The following is an 18,226-nucleotide window of genomic DNA, read 5'->3' as shown; positions in this document are numbered from 1 at the left end:
AGCAGTAATATTATTAAGAAAGGGGTTGCAGTGTGCAACCCCTTAATTTTATTTTCGACAATTATATAATTAATCATCGAATAAGATGAACTAATCTTATGTGATTAGTCTGCGCAATAGTCTATTTCAATAAGACCAGCTGCAGTACCAGTACCTACGCTAGCAACCATGTTGCCTGCAGGCGTATAGATTTGGAAGGAAATCTCTCCCCAAAAATCACCTTGGAAATCAATTTCAGCTGCTGCTGTTTGGCCTGGAGGAACTTCAAAAAATGCAGTTCCTTCACTATCACCAGAGGTACAATCGTATCCTGGGTCTTCGTAAGGGGTACAAAGTCCTATTTCATATACGGTACCATCACTTAATGTGATGATGATACCAGGACCTCCACCGTCTGCAGTTGTTGGCTGCCAACCATCGCCGAATGCATCTTGCATATCAATGGTCCAGGTTCCGGCTTGAGTTGGTTTAGGTCCACATACCAAAACAGAAGTGTACTCAAAAGGTGAGTTAAAGTAAGAACCAGTCAATGTTCCTGAGTTATCTGCAGCAGAATAAACCCTTCCATCGGTTCTTACAATTTCAAATCTGATTGTGAATGCATCACCACCAAAAATCTCATCACCTGTTAAACCTAAGGCAGACTGCATTTCTTCAGCAGTTGCCGCATAGGTAAACCTAGGCAAACCATTTGGTCCGATGGTTCCATCACTTAAAGAGAATGACTGAACTAGTACCTCGGTATCTCCAATCGTGGAATTACCTTTGTCCGAGGTATTGTCATTATATCCTAAATACACATCAAGAGATTGGAGTAAATCCCCATTTTCCTGATCTTGAACTTCAACAGTGGCGCCAAACCCTCCACCTAACAGAGTGCTGGTTGTAACGTCATAGTCAATTGTGTTCTCTGTAACTTCGATAGTTCTAAGTATGGACCCCCTTGTTTCTTCTGCCACAATTTGGTCAATTACTTTGTCGCTATCTTCACAAGCTGCGAATAGTATTGCTACCATACCAGCTAAAAAGACTTTATTTATAAAATTAGTTTTCTTCATTTTTCTAAAAAATTTTAGTTAGCTGGTGGAAATGATGGACTAGCTGGATTGTTATCCCAAAACACCTGAGTAGTCAAATCTGACCTCTGCTCAAGGTTTGGATTGTTCAACACTTCGTTTTGTGGTAATAATAACGTTCTAGGGAACGGTCCTGGATCTGGTTCCCAGTTAGGAGCTACAGTCGTAGGGAATCCGGTTTTCCTGTAATAGTTATAAGATTCAAAACCACCACCGTACAAAGTTGTGAAATATTGCTCAGCAAAAATATTCTCTTTGTCATCACCGGTTGCGCTGTTGAAAGCGTCAACAATGTCAGCAATATAATCCTCAACTTCAGTTTCAGTTGGTTCAAAAGATAAGTCTGCAGAACCGTCCAAGGCACCAAAGCTCTGAACTTTTGCAATCGACTTGGTTAAACCAGCCTCAAGTGCATCCGCTTTTTCGGCATCCGATGTGGCCATTTCACCAATCCAGAAGTCTACATAAGAAGACAGGATAATTGGTTCAATACCGGCACCGCCGCCACCTTGACCAAGACCAACACCAGGTGCCAAAAGCACGCCAGTTACGGCATCTGTATCGCTAAATTGGCTATCATCAAAACGTCCAGCTGCAGGGTAAACACCAGGAGCGGTTTTTAAGAAACCATCCGGTGGTCCACCTTCATCATTACCATGGGATCTACCCCAGTACCCATTGTCTACACTGCAGTAAACATATCCTGCGTAGTGTGCTGGAGGAACGAATAAAGAACAAGAGATTGTTTCTTCGTTTGGTGGTACCTCGTTACCATTAACGTCGATAGCTCCTGGAGTACCATTAGCTTGACGATAAAAGTAATATCTGATTCTAGGATCATCATTCTGTAGCATCAAATTCATGAGCCAGTTTGATCTATATGGCCCCACACCAGTTGGAGTATAACTTGCTTCGTAATCTGGGTGACGGTCACTAGGTTGTAGTTCACTTACCCCATATCTGAATTGTAAGTCATCATCAGAAGAAGTAATATAATCCCCAGAAGCAACGATGGCATCAAAAGCCGCTTTGTTTCCAGTGTTCTTATAGGAACGTAATCTGATAGAATTAAGGGCTTTTATCCATTTGGATGTATCCCCGTCATAAAACATATCCGTAGCTCCTTGAACACCCGGTCCGGAAGCAAGTAGCGCTTCGGCCTCGTTCAAAAGTCTAAATGCTGCAGCATATACCTCTTCGCCGCTATCTAAAGTCGGAGCAGGAAACTCAGCTGGATTACCAGCTTCAGAAAATGCAGCAGCACCTATCATATCCGCTAATTGAAATAATGAATGCGCATACATTATTTTACCTATGCCAATGTGAAAAGAATAATCCACATCCGTTTCGGCATCAATGGCTTCAAGGGCTTGCAGGTTTGTTAAAAGACCTACGTCAACACCTGTACCAGGTATGTTAAAGTCAGAACTGTAGGTTCTTGCCCACACAGAATTTAACGTAGTACCTGAAAGTCCGTTAAAATAATTTCTGGAGCCAAAGTACTCAATACGGGTCAATTGAGCAGCTACGTCCCCAAAATCATCTTGGTTGGAAATGTACGCCAATTGCATTGCATTAAGCAGCAAATTGGGGTCCGACTGTGTCGGAGACAGTTCGTTTGGGCTTATTGTCAAGTCCAAATCGGTCGTTTCGCAGGCTGTAAAAGTTATGCCCGCTAATAAGACCAATGTAATATGTTTAAATATATTTTTCATAATCTTAATCGTATTTAACAATTTTTATTAGAAGGATGCTTTAACGCTAAATCCATATCTCCTTGCACTTGGACCGTTCAAGAAATCAAATCCTTGTCCATTACCTACACCAACACCTTGTACGTTAGGGTCAAAATTAGCACCATCTGGAGTATTGTAAGCATCATACCACAAGTTAAATCCTTGTACAGTGAATGTCAATTGTCCGAATGGCGTTTTATCCAAAAATTTAGAAGGTAGGCTATATGCCAATGAAACTTCTTGCAAGCGAATAACCGAAGCATCGTAAATTCTGGTTTCAGTTGGTCCAAACAACAAGTTGGTAAAGTAATACGTAGAGTTGTTGATCTGCGTATTGTTAGGTGAGCCATCTGCCTTAACACCTGGCAAAATATAAGTACCTAATCTATCTTGGGTTTCAACAATAAGACCTCTACCCAATAACGTTGCAATGGTACTAGAAAGAATGTCACCACCCTTGGTATGGTTTACCTGAACATTTAAACTCAGGTTTTTGTAACGAAGCGTGTTGATGAAGTTCATGGAATAATCTGCGATAGCATCTCCAACGATTGGAGCCAATCCATTTTCATCTTGCTCAGCTACTTGGTAACTACCAGCACTGTTGACTATGAAATTACCATTGTCATCACGTTGAATAGCTGTTCCGTAGATAGAACCCAATGATTTTCCTTCTTGTGCTACGTTACCACCTCTAAACAATCCACCTCCTGCGGGGATGGAACCAGAATAGAAAATCTGATCCTGCTCTTGCTCAGTAACAATAACGTCATTGGTAAAGAAGTTGATTCTTGAATTCCAAGAGAAATCCTGACCGTTAAAAATGTCAATTCCTAAATCAGCCTCAATACCTTTATTTTCTATAGCACCAATATTACTTTGAGTTAAAGTAAATCCTGTTGAAGGTGCCAATGGCTCTTGAACGATCAAGTCGTTGGTTGTTTTAAAGAAATAAGTAAAGTCCAAAGAAACTCTGTTCTTCCAAAACTTAGATTCAAATCCAACCTCTACTTCTTCTAAAAGCTCTGGTTTCAAATCAGGATTTGCTCTAAAGTTGGCAACCTGGTTGGTTGTTATGGATGTTCCAGAAAGTTGATCGTTGAATACCTGCGTGTTTTGCTCTGTAAAACCAACAGTTGGGTAAGCAGAATTAGTGTCAAAGTTAGCGGAAGTACCATAACTTGCTCTAATCTTTAAAAAGTTCAACCCATTTTCCGACCTAAGTTCAGGGAACGCGTTTGTTGGTAGGAACGACAAACTAGCTCCTGGATACGTAATACTATTGTTTGCACTCTGGAAGTTGGATACCCAGTCTTTACGTGCACTTACGTTCAAGAATAAGAAATCATCATAATCCAAGGTTGCTTGACCTAAAAGACCAACAATGTTTCTTTTTCTTGAAAATTGTATTGGCAACTGATTCTGGTAGTTGAAATGTCTTTTAACACCAAATACGATTTGACCTGTACTTGACACACCATTTCTGTCATAAGAATCCGATCTAGCTGTTGCCCCAGCAGTAAAGCTAAGTCCAAGTTTATCAGAAATATCATAATTACCATTTATGGAAACAAAGTGGTCCCAAATGGTATTGTTATTGTCATAGGTATCTAAGAATCCAAAAATAGCAGAGTTAAATGCAACACCACCTTTATTGGAACTGTTGTTGTTACGTTCGTTGTAGAAATCCAAACCGGTTCTCCAGTTCAAATCCAAGTTTTCTGATAAAGCATAATTAGCAGATAAATTCCAGAAAAAACGGTTTGTAAATTGGTTGTAAACAACATTTTTTGCAGTCCACCTAGGGTTGATGATACTGTTGTTCTGACGATAGTATACACTGGAACCGTCAATTGGGTTTTCAAATGGCAAGCCCATTAAGTCAACACTCAAAGGAGTAAAAAATACGTTACCATATACAGAAAGACCATCAGTACCGTTACCCCTACTGGATGCAATTGGAGGAGTAAATACATTTGACCTAGCGTAGTTCATTGTACCACGAATGGTGAATTTGTTGCTTAATTCGGAAACACCACCTAAAGAGATGTTTACCCTATCAAATTTATTTCCTGGTGTAAAACCAACATCATTAAAATAACCAACGTTGGCATTAAAAGCGGTTTTACCGTCTTCACTTGAACCGGAAATGTTAATGTTGGTACTCAATGTTCTACCAGTTCTAAAGAAGTTTTCCACTGAGTTGTATGGTTTCCAATCGTAACGAGCACCATCAAATTCTGGGAATGCTTGTGGAATACCTGTAGCTGAAGAAGCTGTAGAGTAAGGGTGTGCTAACGTACCATTATCATCAATCGCTGATTGAGCACCCCAACCTGCTGTACCATCTTTATCGAAACTTGGACCCCAGTTACTGAAGAACCATCCAAAAGATTGGTCAAAACCATTACCATATTGTTGTTGATAATTTGGCATGGAAGCAATATCGTTCGCAAAGAAAGATTGTGAAACTGTGATTTCAGTCTTTTTAGGTCCAGTAGTTGAGGAACCGGATTTTGTGGTAATCAAAATAACACCGTTTCTTCCCTGCGTACCATACAAGGTCGCAGCAGAAAGACCTTTCAATACTTCAATGCTTTCAATATTGTTAGGGTCAAGGTCCAAGAATCTTGAACTACCAGTGTTACCAGATATAAAGCTTCCCTGTTGGTTGGTATCGTTACTGAAAGGAACACCATCAACAATAAACAAAGCCTGGTTATTACCACTAAATGAGTTCAAGCCCCTGATCACTACGTTGGTAGCTGATCCGGAGGCACCACCTGCAGAAGTAATGTTTACACCGGCGGCTTTTCCTGAAAGCACCCTGGCAACATCACCTTCCGCACGCTCTTCCAAAGCTTCGGAGCCAACAGAAGTTGTGGCGTAACCCAGTGCTTTTTTCTCTCTCTTAATACCTTGGGCGGTCACCACCACCTCTTCAAGAGCTTGAGCGTCTTCTGACATTTGTACATTGATTACGCTGCCGGCGCCAACTACTCTCGTGGCCGGTTTCTGCCCGATGTAGGTAAAAAGCAATGTCTGCCCCTCACTTGCGCTGATGGCGTAATTTCCATCAAAATCTGTTTGGGTACCCGATGTGGTCCCTTCAACGACAATGTTGACCCCAGGCAGCGGGAGGCCATCGGCATCCGTAACTGTACCTGTAATCGTCTTGTCTTGCGCATAGGATATATGCACAACAAACGCCAATAATAGCGTTAACAATCCATTAAGTTTTGTTCTCATTGTTAAATTATTTGAATTAGCTGATCGCTAAAATCATAATTTCGTGTTAATAATCCAAACTAATTTTATAAAATCTTTAAGAATGCCATCGTAAATGTGATAACTGCAAAAACTTAAAAAATCATTAACAACTACATAATTTAAAGGGGGGATAATTCTTCTAAATGCAAATTAAGCCGCGCCGCCCCTCAAAAGCCACGGGTATTTTGTTGCTCCGGTAAAAATTTTGAAGACTTGTGGATTTTTGTGAATTCTAAAGGGTTTTTTTTTGAGGTGCCCTTGGTTGTTAAGAAGGGGCGAAATCCAATATTGTATATATACCTTAATATATACACCATAATTTCATTCATTTTTTATTTCGGCCGTTGTGTGTGTTTGGCAAGTCTTTTTTGGTTTTATTTTGGTTATTCGAAAAGGGTGCTTAAACTTTTTTTGGTTCTACTGTAAATTTAATTGGCTTGGATTTGAATTATTGGGAATAATCACTACATTTGCAGCCCTCAAAAAGAGGGTTATTTAGTTTTTAAAAGAAATTTAATGCCAACAATTTCACAATTAGTACGAAAAGGAAGGGCCACAATTACCAAGAAGAGTAAATCGGCTGCTTTGGATTCGTGTCCTCAAAGAAGGGGTGTTTGTACACGTGTTTACACTACTACGCCAAAGAAACCAAACTCTGCAATGCGTAAAGTTGCAAGGGTAAGGTTGACCAATGGTAAAGAGGTGAATGCATACATCCCTGGTGAAGGTCACAATCTCCAAGAGCACTCGATAGTATTGGTTAGAGGCGGGAGAGTAAAGGATTTGCCTGGTGTGCGATACCATATCGTTCGCGGTGCTTTGGATACCGCGGGTGTTGCAGGAAGAACGCAACGACGATCTAAGTATGGTGCAAAGCGTCCTAAAAATTAATCATTTTTAAGAAGAAGCGATGAGAAAAAAGCAGGCAAAAAAGAGACCGTTATTACCGGATCCAAAATTTAACGATCAACTTGTTACACGTTTTGTGAACATGATGATGTGGGACGGTAAAAAGTCAGTTGCATTCAAGATTTTTTATGATGCAATTGCAATCGTAGACGAGAAAAACACCGACGAAGAAAAAACAGGATTGGAATTATGGAAAGATGCTCTTTCCAATGTTATGCCACACGTAGAGGTTCGTAGTAGAAGAGTAGGTGGTGCGACATTCCAGATTCCTATGCAGATTCGTCCGGATAGAAAAATATCCACTGCCATGAAGTGGTTGATCAGCTTTTCAAGAAAGCGTAACGAGAAATCCATGGCACAAAAATTGGCAGCTGAAATTTTAGCGGCGGCCAAGGAAGAAGGTGCGGCAGTTAAGAAAAGAGTAGATACACACAAAATGGCTGAGGCCAATAAAGCGTTCTCACACTTTAGATTCTAAACAATATAATGGGAAGAGATTTAAAATATACAAGGAATATAGGTATTGCAGCTCACATTGATGCTGGAAAGACAACTACTACAGAACGTATTCTTTTCTATACAGGTGTGAGCCACAAAATTGGTGAGGTGCACGATGGTGCCGCTACCATGGACTGGATGGAGCAAGAGCAAGAGCGTGGTATTACCATTACCTCTGCTGCAACAACTTGTACATGGAAGTTTCCAATGGAGAATGCGCAAACATTACCTGACACAAAAGATTATCACTTTAATATTATAGACACCCCCGGACACGTTGACTTTACGGTTGAGGTAAACCGTTCCCTTCGTGTGTTGGATGGATTAGTATTCTTGTTCAGTGCTGTTGATGGTGTTGAGCCTCAATCAGAAACCAACTGGAGGCTGGCCGATAATTATAAAGTTCCAAGGATTGGTTTTGTGAACAAGATGGATCGTCAAGGTTCAAACTTCTTGGCTGTGTGCAAGCAGGTTCGCGAAATGTTGGGTTCCAACGCTGTGCCGATTGTATTGCCAATTGGTGATGAAGCTGATTTTAGAGGTATTGTTGACTTGGCCAAAAACAGAGCTGTTGTTTGGCACGAGGAAAACTTCGGTTCTACATTTGATGTAGTTGATATACCTTCAGAAATGAAAGATGAGGTTAAGGAGTACAGAGCTGCCTTGATCGAAGCTGTTGCTGAGTATGATGAAGAGTTGATGGAGAAATTCTTTGAGGATGAGGATTCCATCACTGAAGAAGAAGTGCATGCCGCATTGCGTGCAGCAGTTATGGATAGGGCGATCATTCCAATGATCTGCGGTTCTTCCTTTAAAAACAAAGGAGTTCAGTTCTTGTTGGATGCTGTTTGTCGCTACTTGCCTTCACCTTTGGATAAGGATGATATCGTAGGTGTCAACCCGAATACAGAGAAAGAAGAAAGAAGAAAACCAGATCCAAAAGAACCTTTTGCTGCATTGGCCTTTAAGATCGCAACCGATCCTTTCGTAGGTCGTTTGGCATTCTTTAGAGCGTACTCAGGTCGTTTGGATGCAGGTTCTTATGTACTGAACAATCGTTCTGGAAACAAAGAGCGTATTTCACGTATCTATCAAATGCACTCCAATAAACAAAATGCCATTGAGTACATAGAGGCTGGTGATATTGGTGCTGCCGTAGGATTTAAGGATATCAAAACAGGAGATACCCTTTCCGATGAAAAACATCCAATTGTTTTGGAAAGTATGCAGTTCCCTGAGCCTGTAATCGGTATTGCAGTTGAGCCTAAAACTAAGGCTGATGTGGATAAATTGGGTATGGCTTTGGCAAAATTGGCCGAAGAGGATCCAACATTTCAAGTAAAAACAGATGAGGCATCCGGTCAAACCATTATTTCCGGTATGGGCGAGCTTCACTTGGATATTATTTGTGACCGTCTTAGACGTGAGTTTAAAGTAGATGTTACCCAGGGTCAGCCCCAGGTGGAGTACAAAGAAGCTATCACTGGAACAGCTGATCACAGAGAGACTTATAAGAAACAAACTGGTGGTCGTGGTAAATTTGCGGATATCGTATTTACCATGGAGCCTGCTGAAGAAGGTAAGTCCGGTCTTGAGTTTGTTAACATGATCAAGGGAGGTAACATTCCTAAAGAATTTGTTCCATCTGTTGAGAAAGGATTCAAAGAGGCTATGAAAAATGGTCCTTTGGCAGGTTTCGAAATGGATTCTATGAAAATTACCCTTAAAGATGGGTCTTTCCACCCTGTGGATTCTGACCAACTTTCTTTCGAACTAGCTGCAAAATTGGGTTACAAGGTTGCTGCTAAGAAAGCTAAAGCGGTAATTATGGAGCCAATCATGAAGTTGGAAGTTCTTACCCCGGAAGAAAACATGGGTGATATTGTAGGTGACTTGAACCGAAGAAGAGGTCAGGTTAACAGTATGTCAGATAGAGCGGGCGCTAAAGTTGTTAAAGCTGAAGTGCCACTATCCGAGATGTTCGGTTATGTAACTGCCTTGAGAACTTTATCTTCTGGTAGGGCAACATCCACAATGGAATTTTCACACTATGCCGATACTCCTTCGAATATTGCGGAGGAAGTTATTAAAGCAGCTAAAGGAGTAACCGCTTAATTTTTCAGCAAGATGAGTCAAAAAATTAGAATAAAATTGAAATCTTACGATCACAATTTGGTGGACAAATCTGCTGAGAAGATCGTGAAGACAGTAAAAACAACTGGTGCGGTGGTAACTGGACCAATCCCATTGCCAACGCGTAAAAAGATATTTACGGTTTTGCGTTCACCCCACGTGAACAAAAAATCGAGAGAGCAGTTCCAATTGAGCTCTTACAAGAGATTGTTGGATATATACAGCTCCTCATCCAAAACCATCGATGCGCTTATGAAGCTTGAGCTTCCAAGCGGGGTTGAGGTTGAGATCAAAGTCTGATAATGTTTCTGCCCTAGGTGGGAGCAACATGTCCCGAACGACGGTTCGGGAAAAACGGAGAAAGAAAAAAATCTGGGTCAGAACAGAATATTTTCTTGACCCAATTTTTTTGCCAAGAAGTTGGCGAGAGTTATAAAAAGTAAATAATTGTTAATTAATTAAATATGTCTGGGTTAATAGGTAAGAAAATCGGTATGACCAGCATTTTCGACGAGAATGGAAAAAACGTTCCATGTACCGTATTGGAAGCTGGGCCATGCGTGGTTACCCAAGTCAGAACCGAAGAGGTAGACGGGTACAAAGCCCTTCAACTAGGTTTCGATGACAAGGCAGAAAAACGTGCTAACAAGGCCGAAACAGGCCACTACAAAAAAGCAGGTACTTCTCCTAAAAAGAAAGTCGTTGAGTTCCAAGGGTTTGAAGGTGAATACAAATTAGGAGATACCGTAGGTGTTGATTTGTTTGTAGAAGGAGAATTTGTTGATGTAGTTGGTACATCAAAAGGAAAAGGATTCCAGGGTGTTGTTAAGCGCCATGGTTTCGGTGGAGTTGGACAAGCAACTCACGGTCAGCACAACAGATTGAGAGCTCCTGGTTCCATTGGTGCTGCATCGTATCCATCCAAAGTTGTAAAAGGTCTTCGTATGGCCGGAAGAATGGGTGGTGACAGAGTTACTGTACAAAACTTAAGAGTATTGAAAGTGGTTCCAGAGAAAAATCTTTTGGTAGTAAAAGGATGTGTGCCTGGCCATAAAAATTCATACGTAACTATTCAAAGGTGGCAATAATGAAGGTAGCAGTTTTAGATATCAATGGAAAAGAAACAGGTAGGAAAGTAGAGCTTTCCGATGATGTTTTCGCGATAGAGCCTAACGAGCATGCTATTTATTTGGATGTTAAGCAGTATTTGGCCCATCAAAGGCAAGGTACTCACAAAGCCAAAGAAAGGGCGGAGATAGCTGGTAGTACCAGAAAAATCAAAAAGCAAAAAGGTACCGGTACTGCAAGGGCCGGTAGTATCAAGTCACCCATTTTTAGAGGTGGTGGTAGGATCTTTGGTCCAAGACCAAAAGATTATACTCAAAAGTTGAACAAGAACATGAAGCGATTGGCAAGAAAATCTGCCTTGAGCATGAAGTCCAAAGACAAATCTATAGTGGTTGTTGAAGACCTCAATTTTGAAGCTCCAAAAACCAAGGACTTCGTTAATTTCTTGTCTTCCTTGGGAATAGAAAATAAAAAGTCCCTTATTGTGTTGGGCGATACAAATAATAACGTATATTTGTCGTCGCGTAATTTGGAACGCTCCGAAGTTGTAACAGGCTCAGAATTAAATACTTACAAAATTGTTAACGCAACGAGTTTAGTATTGACCGAAAGCGCTTTGGAAGGAATTGAATCGAACCTAAAGAAATAGAAGTATCATGAGTGTGTTGATAAGACCGATAATTACGGAAAAAATGACCGCTGACAGCGAGCTTTTCAATCGCTATGGATTCTTTGTAAATCCAGCTGCTAACAAGTTGGAAATCAAGGAGGCGGTAGAGGCTACTTATGGTGTTTCTGTTGAAAAGGTGAGAACCATGAACTATGGTCCAACGCGTAAGAGTCGTTATACAAAAACCGGAATTCAGCACGGTAAAACAAACGCAATGAAAAAAGCGATTGTAGATGTAGCTGAAGGTGATATTATTGATTTTTACAGTAATCTATAAAGACGAGAAATGTCAGTTAGAAAATTAAAACCGATAACCCCTGGTCAGCGTTTTAGAGTAGTAAACGGATTTGACGCGATTACTACTGATAAGCCGGAGAAAAGCTTGCTTGCTCCGATAAAAAAGACAGGTGGTAGGAACAGTCAAGGAAAAATGACCATGCGCCACAAAGGTGGTGGTCATAAAAGAAGATATCGAATCATCGATTTCAAAAGGGATAAGCAAGGAGTTGAGGCCACTGTGGTTTCAATTCAGTATGATCCCAATAGAACTGCATTTATCGCCTTGGTAGAGTACAAGGACGGTGAAAAAAGATATGTGGTTGCCCAAAACGGATTGCAGGTAGGACAGACCGTCAAGTCTGGTTCTGGTTCCGCTCCTGAAATTGGAAACGCGCTTCCATTGAGCGAGATTCCTTTGGGTACAATTGTGTCTTGTATAGAGTTGAGACCTGGTCAGGGTGCGATTATGGCGCGTAGTGCCGGAACTTTTGCGCAGTTAATGGCGAAGGATGGTAAGTTCGTGACCTTGAAATTGCCTTCTGGTGAAACTAGAATGGTTTTGGCCACTTGTTTGGCTACCGTAGGTGCAGTTTCCAACTCCGACCACCAATTGCTTGTTTCCGGTAAAGCCGGTAGAAGCAGATGGTTGGGTAGAAGACCAAGAACTAGACCTGTAGCTATGAACCCTGTCGATCACCCAATGGGAGGTGGTGAAGGTAGAGCTTCAGGAGGTCATCCAAGATCTAAGAACGGTATTCCTGCCAAAGGATTTAGAACTCGTTCTAGAACTAAGGACACCAATAGATATATCATAGAACGTAGAAAGAAATAAAAGAAAAGTAAATGGCACGTTCGTTAAAAAAAGGACCATATGTTCATTTTAGTCTGGAGAAAAAAGTCCAGGCCAATATAGAATCAGGTAAGAAATCGGTTATCAAAACGTGGTCTAGGGCCTCTATGATAACGCCGGACTTTGTTGGGCAAACCATCGCAGTACACAACGGAAGACAATTTGTTCCCGTTTTCGTTACTGAAAACATGGTAGGTCACAAACTAGGGGAATTTTCACCTACGAGATCTTTTAGGGGTCATGCAGGAGCTAAAAACAAAGGTAAAAAGTAAGTAAGCTATGGGAGTTCGTAAAAGACAAATGGCCGAAAGGTTAAAAGAAGAGAAAAAGCAACTTGCTATTGCAAAGCTTAACAATTGCCCAACTTCCCCAAGAAAAATGCGTTTGGTCGCTGACTTGGTGAGAGGTAAGCAAATTGAGATGGCATTGGCTACCCTAAGGTTCAACCCTAAAGAGGCATCCAGAAAATTGGAGAAGCTTTTACTTTCTGCAATTGCAAACTGGGAAGCTAAAAATGAGGGTGCGGATATTGAGGCTGCCGATCTTTACATCAAGGAAATCCGTGTGGACGGAGGAACTATGTTGAAGAGATTGAGACCAGCTCCACAAGGTAGAGCACATAGAATCAGAAAGCGTTCCAATCATGTTACTATGATCTTGGAGGCCAATAACAACGTTCAAAGCTAGAAGAATAATATGGGACAGAAGACCAATCCAATAGGAAATCGCTTAGGAATTATCAGAGGATGGGAATCCAACTGGTACGGAGGAAATGATTATGGCGATAAGCTGGCTGAGGACGATAAAATCAGAAAATACCTTTATGCGCGTTTGGCTAAAGCTAGCGTATCCAGGGTAATTATAGAGAGAACCTTAAAATTGATCACTATTACCATTACCACGTCAAGACCTGGTATTATCATTGGTAAAGGTGGACAAGAAGTGGACAAGCTTAAGGAAGAGCTTAAGAAAATCACCAACAAAGAGGTTCAGATCAACATTCATGAAATTAAGAGACCTGAACTTGATGCAAACTTGGTAGCTGCAAGTGTTGCAAGACAGATCGAAAGCAGAATTTCGTACAGAAGAGCCATTAAAATGGCCATTGCAGCAGCAATGCGTATGAATGCCGAAGGTATCAAGATTCAGATTTCCGGACGTTTGAACGGGGCCGAGATGGCACGTTCCGAATCTTACAAAGAAGGAAGGATTCCATTATCTACTTTCCGTGCAGATGTGGACTACGCCTTGCACGAAGCTCACACTACCTATGGTAGATTAGGGGTAAAGGTGTGGATCATGAAAGGAGAGGTTTACGGTAAAAGAGAGCTTTCCCCATTAGTAGGATTGAGTAAGAGTCAAGGAAAAGGCGGCAAGGATAACAAGAAATCCCGTCGTAGAAAGTAATTAAGATAAAGTAAGGTAAAATGTTACAGCCAAAAAGAACAAAATTTCGTAAAGCCCAGAAAGGGCGTATGAAGGGGAACTCACAGAGAGGGCACCAACTTTCCAATGGAATGTTCGGTATCAAGTCCATGGATTCGCACTTCATTACTGCTCGTCAGATTGAGGCTGCACGTATCGCTGCGACAAGATACATGAAGAGACAAGGTCAGTTGTGGATCAAAATATTCCCGGACAAGCCTATCACCAAAAAACCTCTTGAGGTTCGTATGGGTAAAGGTAAAGGTGCTCCAGAATATTGGGTAGCCGTGGTGAAGCCAGGTAGAATCATGTTCGAGATTGCCGGTGTACCAAAGGATATTGCTGAGGAAGCCTTGAGGCTTGCGGCGCAAAAACTTCCGGTGAAGACCAAGTTTGTTGTAGCAAGGGATTATTCCGCCTAATTTTTAATTGAGAAGAAAGATGAGACAATCAGAAATAAAAGAACTTTCAATTGAAGAGCTAAAGGAGAGATTGGCCGAGTTCAAAAAACAACACGCCGACCTAAAAATGGCGCACGCTGTTACTCCTTTGGAAAATCCTTTACAGATCAGAAAGACTAGAAGGACGGTAGCAAGACTTGCAACTGAATTAACTAAAAGGGAATTACAATAATCGGTTCTGCCTTATGGAAAACAGAAATTTAAGAAAAGAAAGAATAGGCGTTGTTACCAGCAACAAAATGGAGAAATCGATAGTGGTTTCTGAGGTAAAACGAGTGAAGCACCCAATGTATGGGAAGTTCGTTCTGAAGACCAAGAAATATGTTGCCCACGACGAGAAGAACGATTGCAACGAAGGTGATACCGTCAAAATAATGGAAACACGACCATTGAGCAAAACAAAATGCTGGAGGTTGGTAGAAATCCTAGAAAGAGCTAAATAATTATGGTACAGCAAGAATCAAGATTAAGAGTTGCGGACAATACCGGTGCAAAAGAAGTTTTGACCATCCGCGTACTAGGAGGAACAAAGAGAAGATACGCTTCATTGGGTGACAAAATCGTTGTTACTGTAAAAGAAGCTACTCCAAACGGTACTGTAAAGAAAGGTTCTGTGTCTACAGCAGTTGTTGTTAGAACAAAGAAAGAAGTGAGAAGACCAGATGGTTCTTACATCCGTTTCGACGATAACGCATGTGTGTTGTTGAACCCGACTGGGGAGATGAGAGGAACTCGTGTGTTTGGTCCTGTTGCCAGAGAGTTGAGGGACAGACAATTCATGAAGATTGTTTCATTGGCGCCTGAAGTGCTATAAAAGAAATATCAGAAAGATGAAGTTGAAAATAAAAACAGGGGATACGGTAAAAGTCATTGCGGGAGACCACAAAGGCAGCGAAGGCAAAGTACTTCAAGTAGACCGTGAAAAGAACAAAGCTATCGTGGAAGGCATCAACGAAGTGTCCAAACACGAAAAGCCAAGTGCGAACAACCCTCAAGGAGGCATAACTAAAAAGGAGGCCCCAATACATATTTCCAATCTTTCCTTGATCGATCCAAAATCTGGCGAGGCTACTCGTGTTGGATACGAAGTAAGGGACGGAAAGAAAGTAAGGTTCTCCAAAAAATCCAATGAAGTAATTTAGTCATGAGTTACATTCCAAGATTAAAGCAAGAATATAAAGAGCGCGTGATCAAGGCGCTGACCGAAGAATTTGGTTACGAAAATGTAATGCAAGTTCCCAAGTTGCAAAAAATAGTGGTCAGCCGTGGAGTCGGTGCCGCTGTTTCCGATAAAAAACTGATCGATCACGCTGTGGATGAGTTGACCAATATTACAGGTCAAAAAGCGGTCGCTACCCTTTCCAAGAAAGATGTTGCATCTTTTAAATTGAGAAAAGGTATGCCAATTGGCGCAAAAGTGACCCTTAGAGGAGAACGCATGTACGAATTTTTGGATAGATTGATCACCAGTGCCCTTCCTAGGGTTCGTGATTTCTCAGGAGTTAAAGCCACAGGTTTCGACGGTAGAGGTAACTACAATTTGGGAGTTACTGAGCAAATCATCTTTCCAGAAATCAATATAGACAGAATCAACAGGATCAACGGAATGGACATTACGTTCGTTACTTCCGCTGAAACTGATAAAGAAGCAAAATCATTGTTAACCGAACTGGGAGTACCCTTTAAAAAGAACTAGTATGGCCAAGGAATCAATGAAAGCCCGCGAAAGAAAAAGGGCTAAAATGGTAGAAAAATACGCCGAGAAAAGAAAGGCTCTAAAAGAAGCGGGAGATTATGAGGCTTTGCAGAAGTTGCCAAAGAATGCTTCTCCTGTTCGTATGAGGAACCGTTGTAAACTAACAGGTAGACCTCGTGGTTACATGAGAACTTTTGGTATATCAAGGGTTATGTTCAGGGAAATGGCCAACAAAGGTTTGATTCCTGGAGTTAAAAAGGCAAGTTGGTAATTTAGATAAAGAAAAGAAATGCTTACAGATCCAATTTCAGATTATTTGACCAGATTGAGAAATGCCAATAAGGCAGGTCATAGGGTTGTAGATATCCCAGGTTCCAATCTAAAAAGACAGATTACCAAAATATTGTTCGATCAAGGATATATTTTGAGCTATAAGTTCGAGGAGGATAAAGTACAAGGGAACATCAAAATCGCCCTTAAGTACGATAAATTCACCAAGGAGCCTATCATTAAAAAATTGCAGAGGGTAAGTAAGCCCGGTCTGCGAAAGTATTCAAACTCTAACGATTTGCCTAGAGTATTGAACGGGTTGGGTATCGCTATCGTTTCAACTTCCCACGGAGTTATGACCAGCAAGCAGGCCCAGCAAGAGAACGTAGGTGGTGAGGTATTGTGCTACGTATATTAATTGAGAAAAGAGAAGAAAAATGTCTAGAATAGGTAACAGTCCAGTAAAAATTCCTGAAGGAGTCACTGTAGAAGTGAAGGATTCCATGGTTACTGTAAAAGGTAAATTGGGGGAGCTTACACAAGAGTTTTCAGGGATTGACATAAAAGTCGAGGACGGAAGTGTTGTTTTGGAAAGACCTTCCGATGACAATAATCACAAATCAAAACATGGTTTATACCGCGCTCTTATCAATAATATGGTAGCAGGTGTAACCGAAGGTTGGACCAAGGAATTGGAACTTGTAGGTGTTGGTTACAGAGCCAGCAACCAAGGACAGAAATTGGATTTGGCCCTAGGATTCTCTCATAACATTGTTCTGGACATCGCTCCCGAAGTGAAGATTGAGACCATCTCCGAAAAAGGGAAAAACCCTATCGTAAAACTAACATCTCACGACAAGCAATTGGTAGGTCAGGTGGCCGCCAAAATCAGATCTTTCCGTAAGCCAGAGCCTTACAAAGGAAAAGGTGTGAAGTTTGTTGGTGAGCAATTAAGAAGAAAAGCAGGTAAATCAGCTTAATAATTAAGACTATGGGATTATCTAAGACTGAAAGAAAATTACGCATCCGAAGAAGAATACGCAAAGTATCCTTAGGAACTGAAGCAAGACCAAGGTTGTCTGTATTCAGAAGCAATAAAGAAATATATGCCCAGTTGATTGACGACAATAAAGGTGTAACTTTGGCGGCGGCTTCATCCAGAGATAAGGATGTCGACTCCAAAGGAACAAAGTCCGAAATCGCGACCAACGTGGGTAAGGCCATAGCCGAAAAGGCCCTTAAGCTTGGTGTTGAAGCCGTTGCTTTTGATAGGGGAGGAAACCTATATCACGGAAGAGTAAAATCATTGGCTGAAGGAGCTAGGGAAGCCGGACTAAAATTTTAATAAACTATGTACCAGAATTACAAAAACGTAGAGACAGTAAAGCCAGGTGGACTGGAGTTGAAAGACCGTTTGGTTGGAGTACAAAGAGTTACCAAGGTAACAAAAGGTGGTAGAGCCTTTGGTTTTTCTGCAATAGTTGTTGTTGGTGACGAAAACGGAGTTGTTGGACATGGTTTGGGAAAATCCAAAGAAGTAGCAACAGCAATCGCCAAAGCTATCGAGGATGCCAAAAAGAACTTGGTTCGTATTCCATTGAACAAAGCAACACTCCCTCATGAGCAAAAAGGAAAATACGGTGGAGCAAGAGTTTTTATCAAACCTGCTTCCCATGGTACCGGGGTTATTGCCGGTGGAGCTGTAAGAGCCGTATTGGAAGCTGTTGGAGTACAGGATGTACTGTCTAAATCCCAAGGATCCTCCAACCCGCACAACGTGGTAAAAGCTACTTTCGATGCTTTGTTGCAATTGAGAAGTGCTGATACCGTGGCAAAACAAAGAGGAGTTTCTTTGGAAAAAGTCTTTAAAGGATAAATAGAGGAT

General features: G+C 41.3%; 25 protein-coding genes. 22 read left to right on the top strand and 3 right to left on the bottom strand.

The features are described 5' to 3' along the window. Positions 1-104 precede the first annotated feature (104 nt). From J0654_RS17200 to J0654_RS17190, 3 genes are all read right to left on the bottom strand, one after another. Positions 105-1,016 carry a hypothetical protein gene (locus J0654_RS17200; RefSeq protein ID WP_207030347.1) on the bottom strand — a complete coding sequence of 304 codons (912 nt, stop codon included), beginning with the start codon at positions 1,014-1,016 and terminating at the stop codon, positions 105-107. Positions 1,017-1,072: 56 nt separating this feature from the next. Next, the gene (locus J0654_RS17195) at positions 1,073-2,716 is read right to left on the bottom strand and encodes a SusD/RagB family nutrient-binding outer membrane lipoprotein (protein WP_237686041.1); all 1,644 of its coding nucleotides are present in this window, start codon (positions 2,714-2,716) and stop codon (positions 1,073-1,075) included. A 102-nt stretch (positions 2,717-2,818) separates the two neighbouring features. After that, positions 2,819-6,061, bottom strand: coding sequence for a SusC/RagA family TonB-linked outer membrane protein (locus J0654_RS17190; RefSeq protein ID WP_207030345.1), 3,243 nt, complete (start codon positions 6,059-6,061; stop codon positions 2,819-2,821). A gap of 537 nt (positions 6,062-6,598) precedes the next feature. Between J0654_RS17190 and rpsL the strand changes: the two genes are divergently transcribed. From rpsL to rpsE, 22 genes are all read left to right on the top strand, one after another. Next, positions 6,599-6,973 (top strand): 30S ribosomal protein S12, encoded by a 375-nt coding sequence (gene rpsL / locus J0654_RS17185; RefSeq protein WP_014032016.1) that lies wholly within the window; start codon positions 6,599-6,601, stop codon positions 6,971-6,973. Between the two features lie 19 nt (positions 6,974-6,992). After that, positions 6,993-7,469: a 30S ribosomal protein S7 gene (gene rpsG, locus J0654_RS17180; RefSeq protein ID WP_127138686.1), complete on the top strand. Its 477-nt coding sequence runs from the start codon at positions 6,993-6,995 to the stop codon at positions 7,467-7,469. 8 nt (positions 7,470-7,477) lie between these two features. After that, positions 7,478-9,604, top strand: coding sequence for an elongation factor G (gene fusA / locus J0654_RS17175; protein ID WP_207030344.1), 2,127 nt, complete (start codon positions 7,478-7,480; stop codon positions 9,602-9,604). 12 nt (positions 9,605-9,616) lie between these two features. Then, positions 9,617-9,922 (top strand): 30S ribosomal protein S10, encoded by a 306-nt coding sequence (rpsJ, locus tag J0654_RS17170; protein WP_014032013.1) that lies wholly within the window; start codon positions 9,617-9,619, stop codon positions 9,920-9,922. Positions 9,923-10,086: 164 nt separating this feature from the next. Beyond that, positions 10,087-10,710 (top strand): 50S ribosomal protein L3, encoded by a 624-nt coding sequence (rplC, locus tag J0654_RS17165; RefSeq protein ID WP_207030343.1) that lies wholly within the window; start codon positions 10,087-10,089, stop codon positions 10,708-10,710. Further along, entirely contained in the window at positions 10,710-11,339 is a 630-nt protein-coding gene (rplD, locus tag J0654_RS17160) for a 50S ribosomal protein L4 (protein WP_207030342.1), read from the top strand. The genes rplC and rplD overlap by 1 nt, the downstream gene beginning before the upstream one ends. Before the next feature lie 7 nt (positions 11,340-11,346). Further along, positions 11,347-11,637 carry a 50S ribosomal protein L23 gene (gene rplW / locus J0654_RS17155; protein ID WP_207030341.1) on the top strand — a complete coding sequence of 97 codons (291 nt, stop codon included), beginning with the start codon at positions 11,347-11,349 and terminating at the stop codon, positions 11,635-11,637. A 9-nt stretch (positions 11,638-11,646) separates the two neighbouring features. Continuing rightward, positions 11,647-12,471 carry a 50S ribosomal protein L2 gene (gene rplB, locus J0654_RS17150; RefSeq protein WP_207030340.1) on the top strand — a complete coding sequence of 275 codons (825 nt, stop codon included), beginning with the start codon at positions 11,647-11,649 and terminating at the stop codon, positions 12,469-12,471. A gap of 11 nt (positions 12,472-12,482) precedes the next feature. Next, positions 12,483-12,761, top strand: a complete 279-nt coding sequence (gene rpsS, locus J0654_RS17145) for a 30S ribosomal protein S19 (protein ID WP_014032008.1) — start codon at positions 12,483-12,485, stop codon at positions 12,759-12,761. Between the two features lie 7 nt (positions 12,762-12,768). After that, positions 12,769-13,176, top strand: a complete 408-nt coding sequence (gene rplV / locus J0654_RS17140) for a 50S ribosomal protein L22 (protein ID WP_014032007.1) — start codon at positions 12,769-12,771, stop codon at positions 13,174-13,176. A gap of 9 nt (positions 13,177-13,185) precedes the next feature. Further along, on the top strand, positions 13,186-13,896 hold the full coding sequence (gene rpsC, locus J0654_RS17135; protein ID WP_100816202.1) for a 30S ribosomal protein S3: 711 nt from the start codon (positions 13,186-13,188) through the stop codon (positions 13,894-13,896). Positions 13,897-13,916: 20 nt separating this feature from the next. Further along, positions 13,917-14,336 (top strand): 50S ribosomal protein L16, encoded by a 420-nt coding sequence (gene rplP / locus J0654_RS17130; RefSeq protein ID WP_127138692.1) that lies wholly within the window; start codon positions 13,917-13,919, stop codon positions 14,334-14,336. A gap of 19 nt (positions 14,337-14,355) precedes the next feature. Beyond that, the gene (rpmC, locus tag J0654_RS17125; protein ID WP_014032004.1) at positions 14,356-14,547 is read left to right on the top strand and encodes a 50S ribosomal protein L29; all 192 of its coding nucleotides are present in this window, start codon (positions 14,356-14,358) and stop codon (positions 14,545-14,547) included. A gap of 13 nt (positions 14,548-14,560) precedes the next feature. Beyond that, the gene (gene rpsQ, locus J0654_RS17120; protein WP_014032003.1) at positions 14,561-14,818 is read left to right on the top strand and encodes a 30S ribosomal protein S17; all 258 of its coding nucleotides are present in this window, start codon (positions 14,561-14,563) and stop codon (positions 14,816-14,818) included. 2 nt (positions 14,819-14,820) lie between these two features. After that, positions 14,821-15,189, top strand: coding sequence for a 50S ribosomal protein L14 (gene rplN, locus J0654_RS17115; protein ID WP_014032002.1), 369 nt, complete (start codon positions 14,821-14,823; stop codon positions 15,187-15,189). A 16-nt stretch (positions 15,190-15,205) separates the two neighbouring features. Continuing rightward, entirely contained in the window at positions 15,206-15,517 is a 312-nt protein-coding gene (gene rplX / locus J0654_RS17110) for a 50S ribosomal protein L24 (RefSeq protein WP_237686040.1), read from the top strand. A gap of 2 nt (positions 15,518-15,519) precedes the next feature. After that, positions 15,520-16,071 (top strand): 50S ribosomal protein L5, encoded by a 552-nt coding sequence (gene rplE / locus J0654_RS17105; protein WP_207030339.1) that lies wholly within the window; start codon positions 15,520-15,522, stop codon positions 16,069-16,071. Position 16,072: 1 nt separating this feature from the next. Continuing rightward, the gene (gene rpsN, locus J0654_RS17100) at positions 16,073-16,342 is read left to right on the top strand and encodes a 30S ribosomal protein S14 (RefSeq protein WP_036379829.1); all 270 of its coding nucleotides are present in this window, start codon (positions 16,073-16,075) and stop codon (positions 16,340-16,342) included. Positions 16,343-16,360: 18 nt separating this feature from the next. Further along, positions 16,361-16,759, top strand: coding sequence for a 30S ribosomal protein S8 (gene rpsH / locus J0654_RS17095; protein ID WP_207030338.1), 399 nt, complete (start codon positions 16,361-16,363; stop codon positions 16,757-16,759). A gap of 19 nt (positions 16,760-16,778) precedes the next feature. After that, a complete protein-coding gene (gene rplF / locus J0654_RS17090; protein WP_207030337.1) occupies positions 16,779-17,321 on the top strand; it encodes a 50S ribosomal protein L6 in 543 nt (180 codons plus the stop codon). 11 nt (positions 17,322-17,332) lie between these two features. Beyond that, positions 17,333-17,686 (top strand): 50S ribosomal protein L18, encoded by a 354-nt coding sequence (gene rplR, locus J0654_RS17085; RefSeq protein WP_207030336.1) that lies wholly within the window; start codon positions 17,333-17,335, stop codon positions 17,684-17,686. A gap of 6 nt (positions 17,687-17,692) precedes the next feature. Further along, positions 17,693-18,217: a 30S ribosomal protein S5 gene (rpsE, locus tag J0654_RS17080; RefSeq protein WP_207030335.1), complete on the top strand. Its 525-nt coding sequence runs from the start codon at positions 17,693-17,695 to the stop codon at positions 18,215-18,217. The last annotated feature ends 9 nt before the right edge of the window (positions 18,218-18,226 follow it).

The organism is Flagellimonas profundi (genome assembly GCF_017313275.1).
In the GTDB taxonomy this organism is placed as follows: Bacteria; Bacteroidota; Bacteroidia; order Flavobacteriales; family Flavobacteriaceae; genus Flagellimonas; species Flagellimonas profundi.
This window is presented reverse-complemented; position numbering and strand designations above follow the sequence as displayed.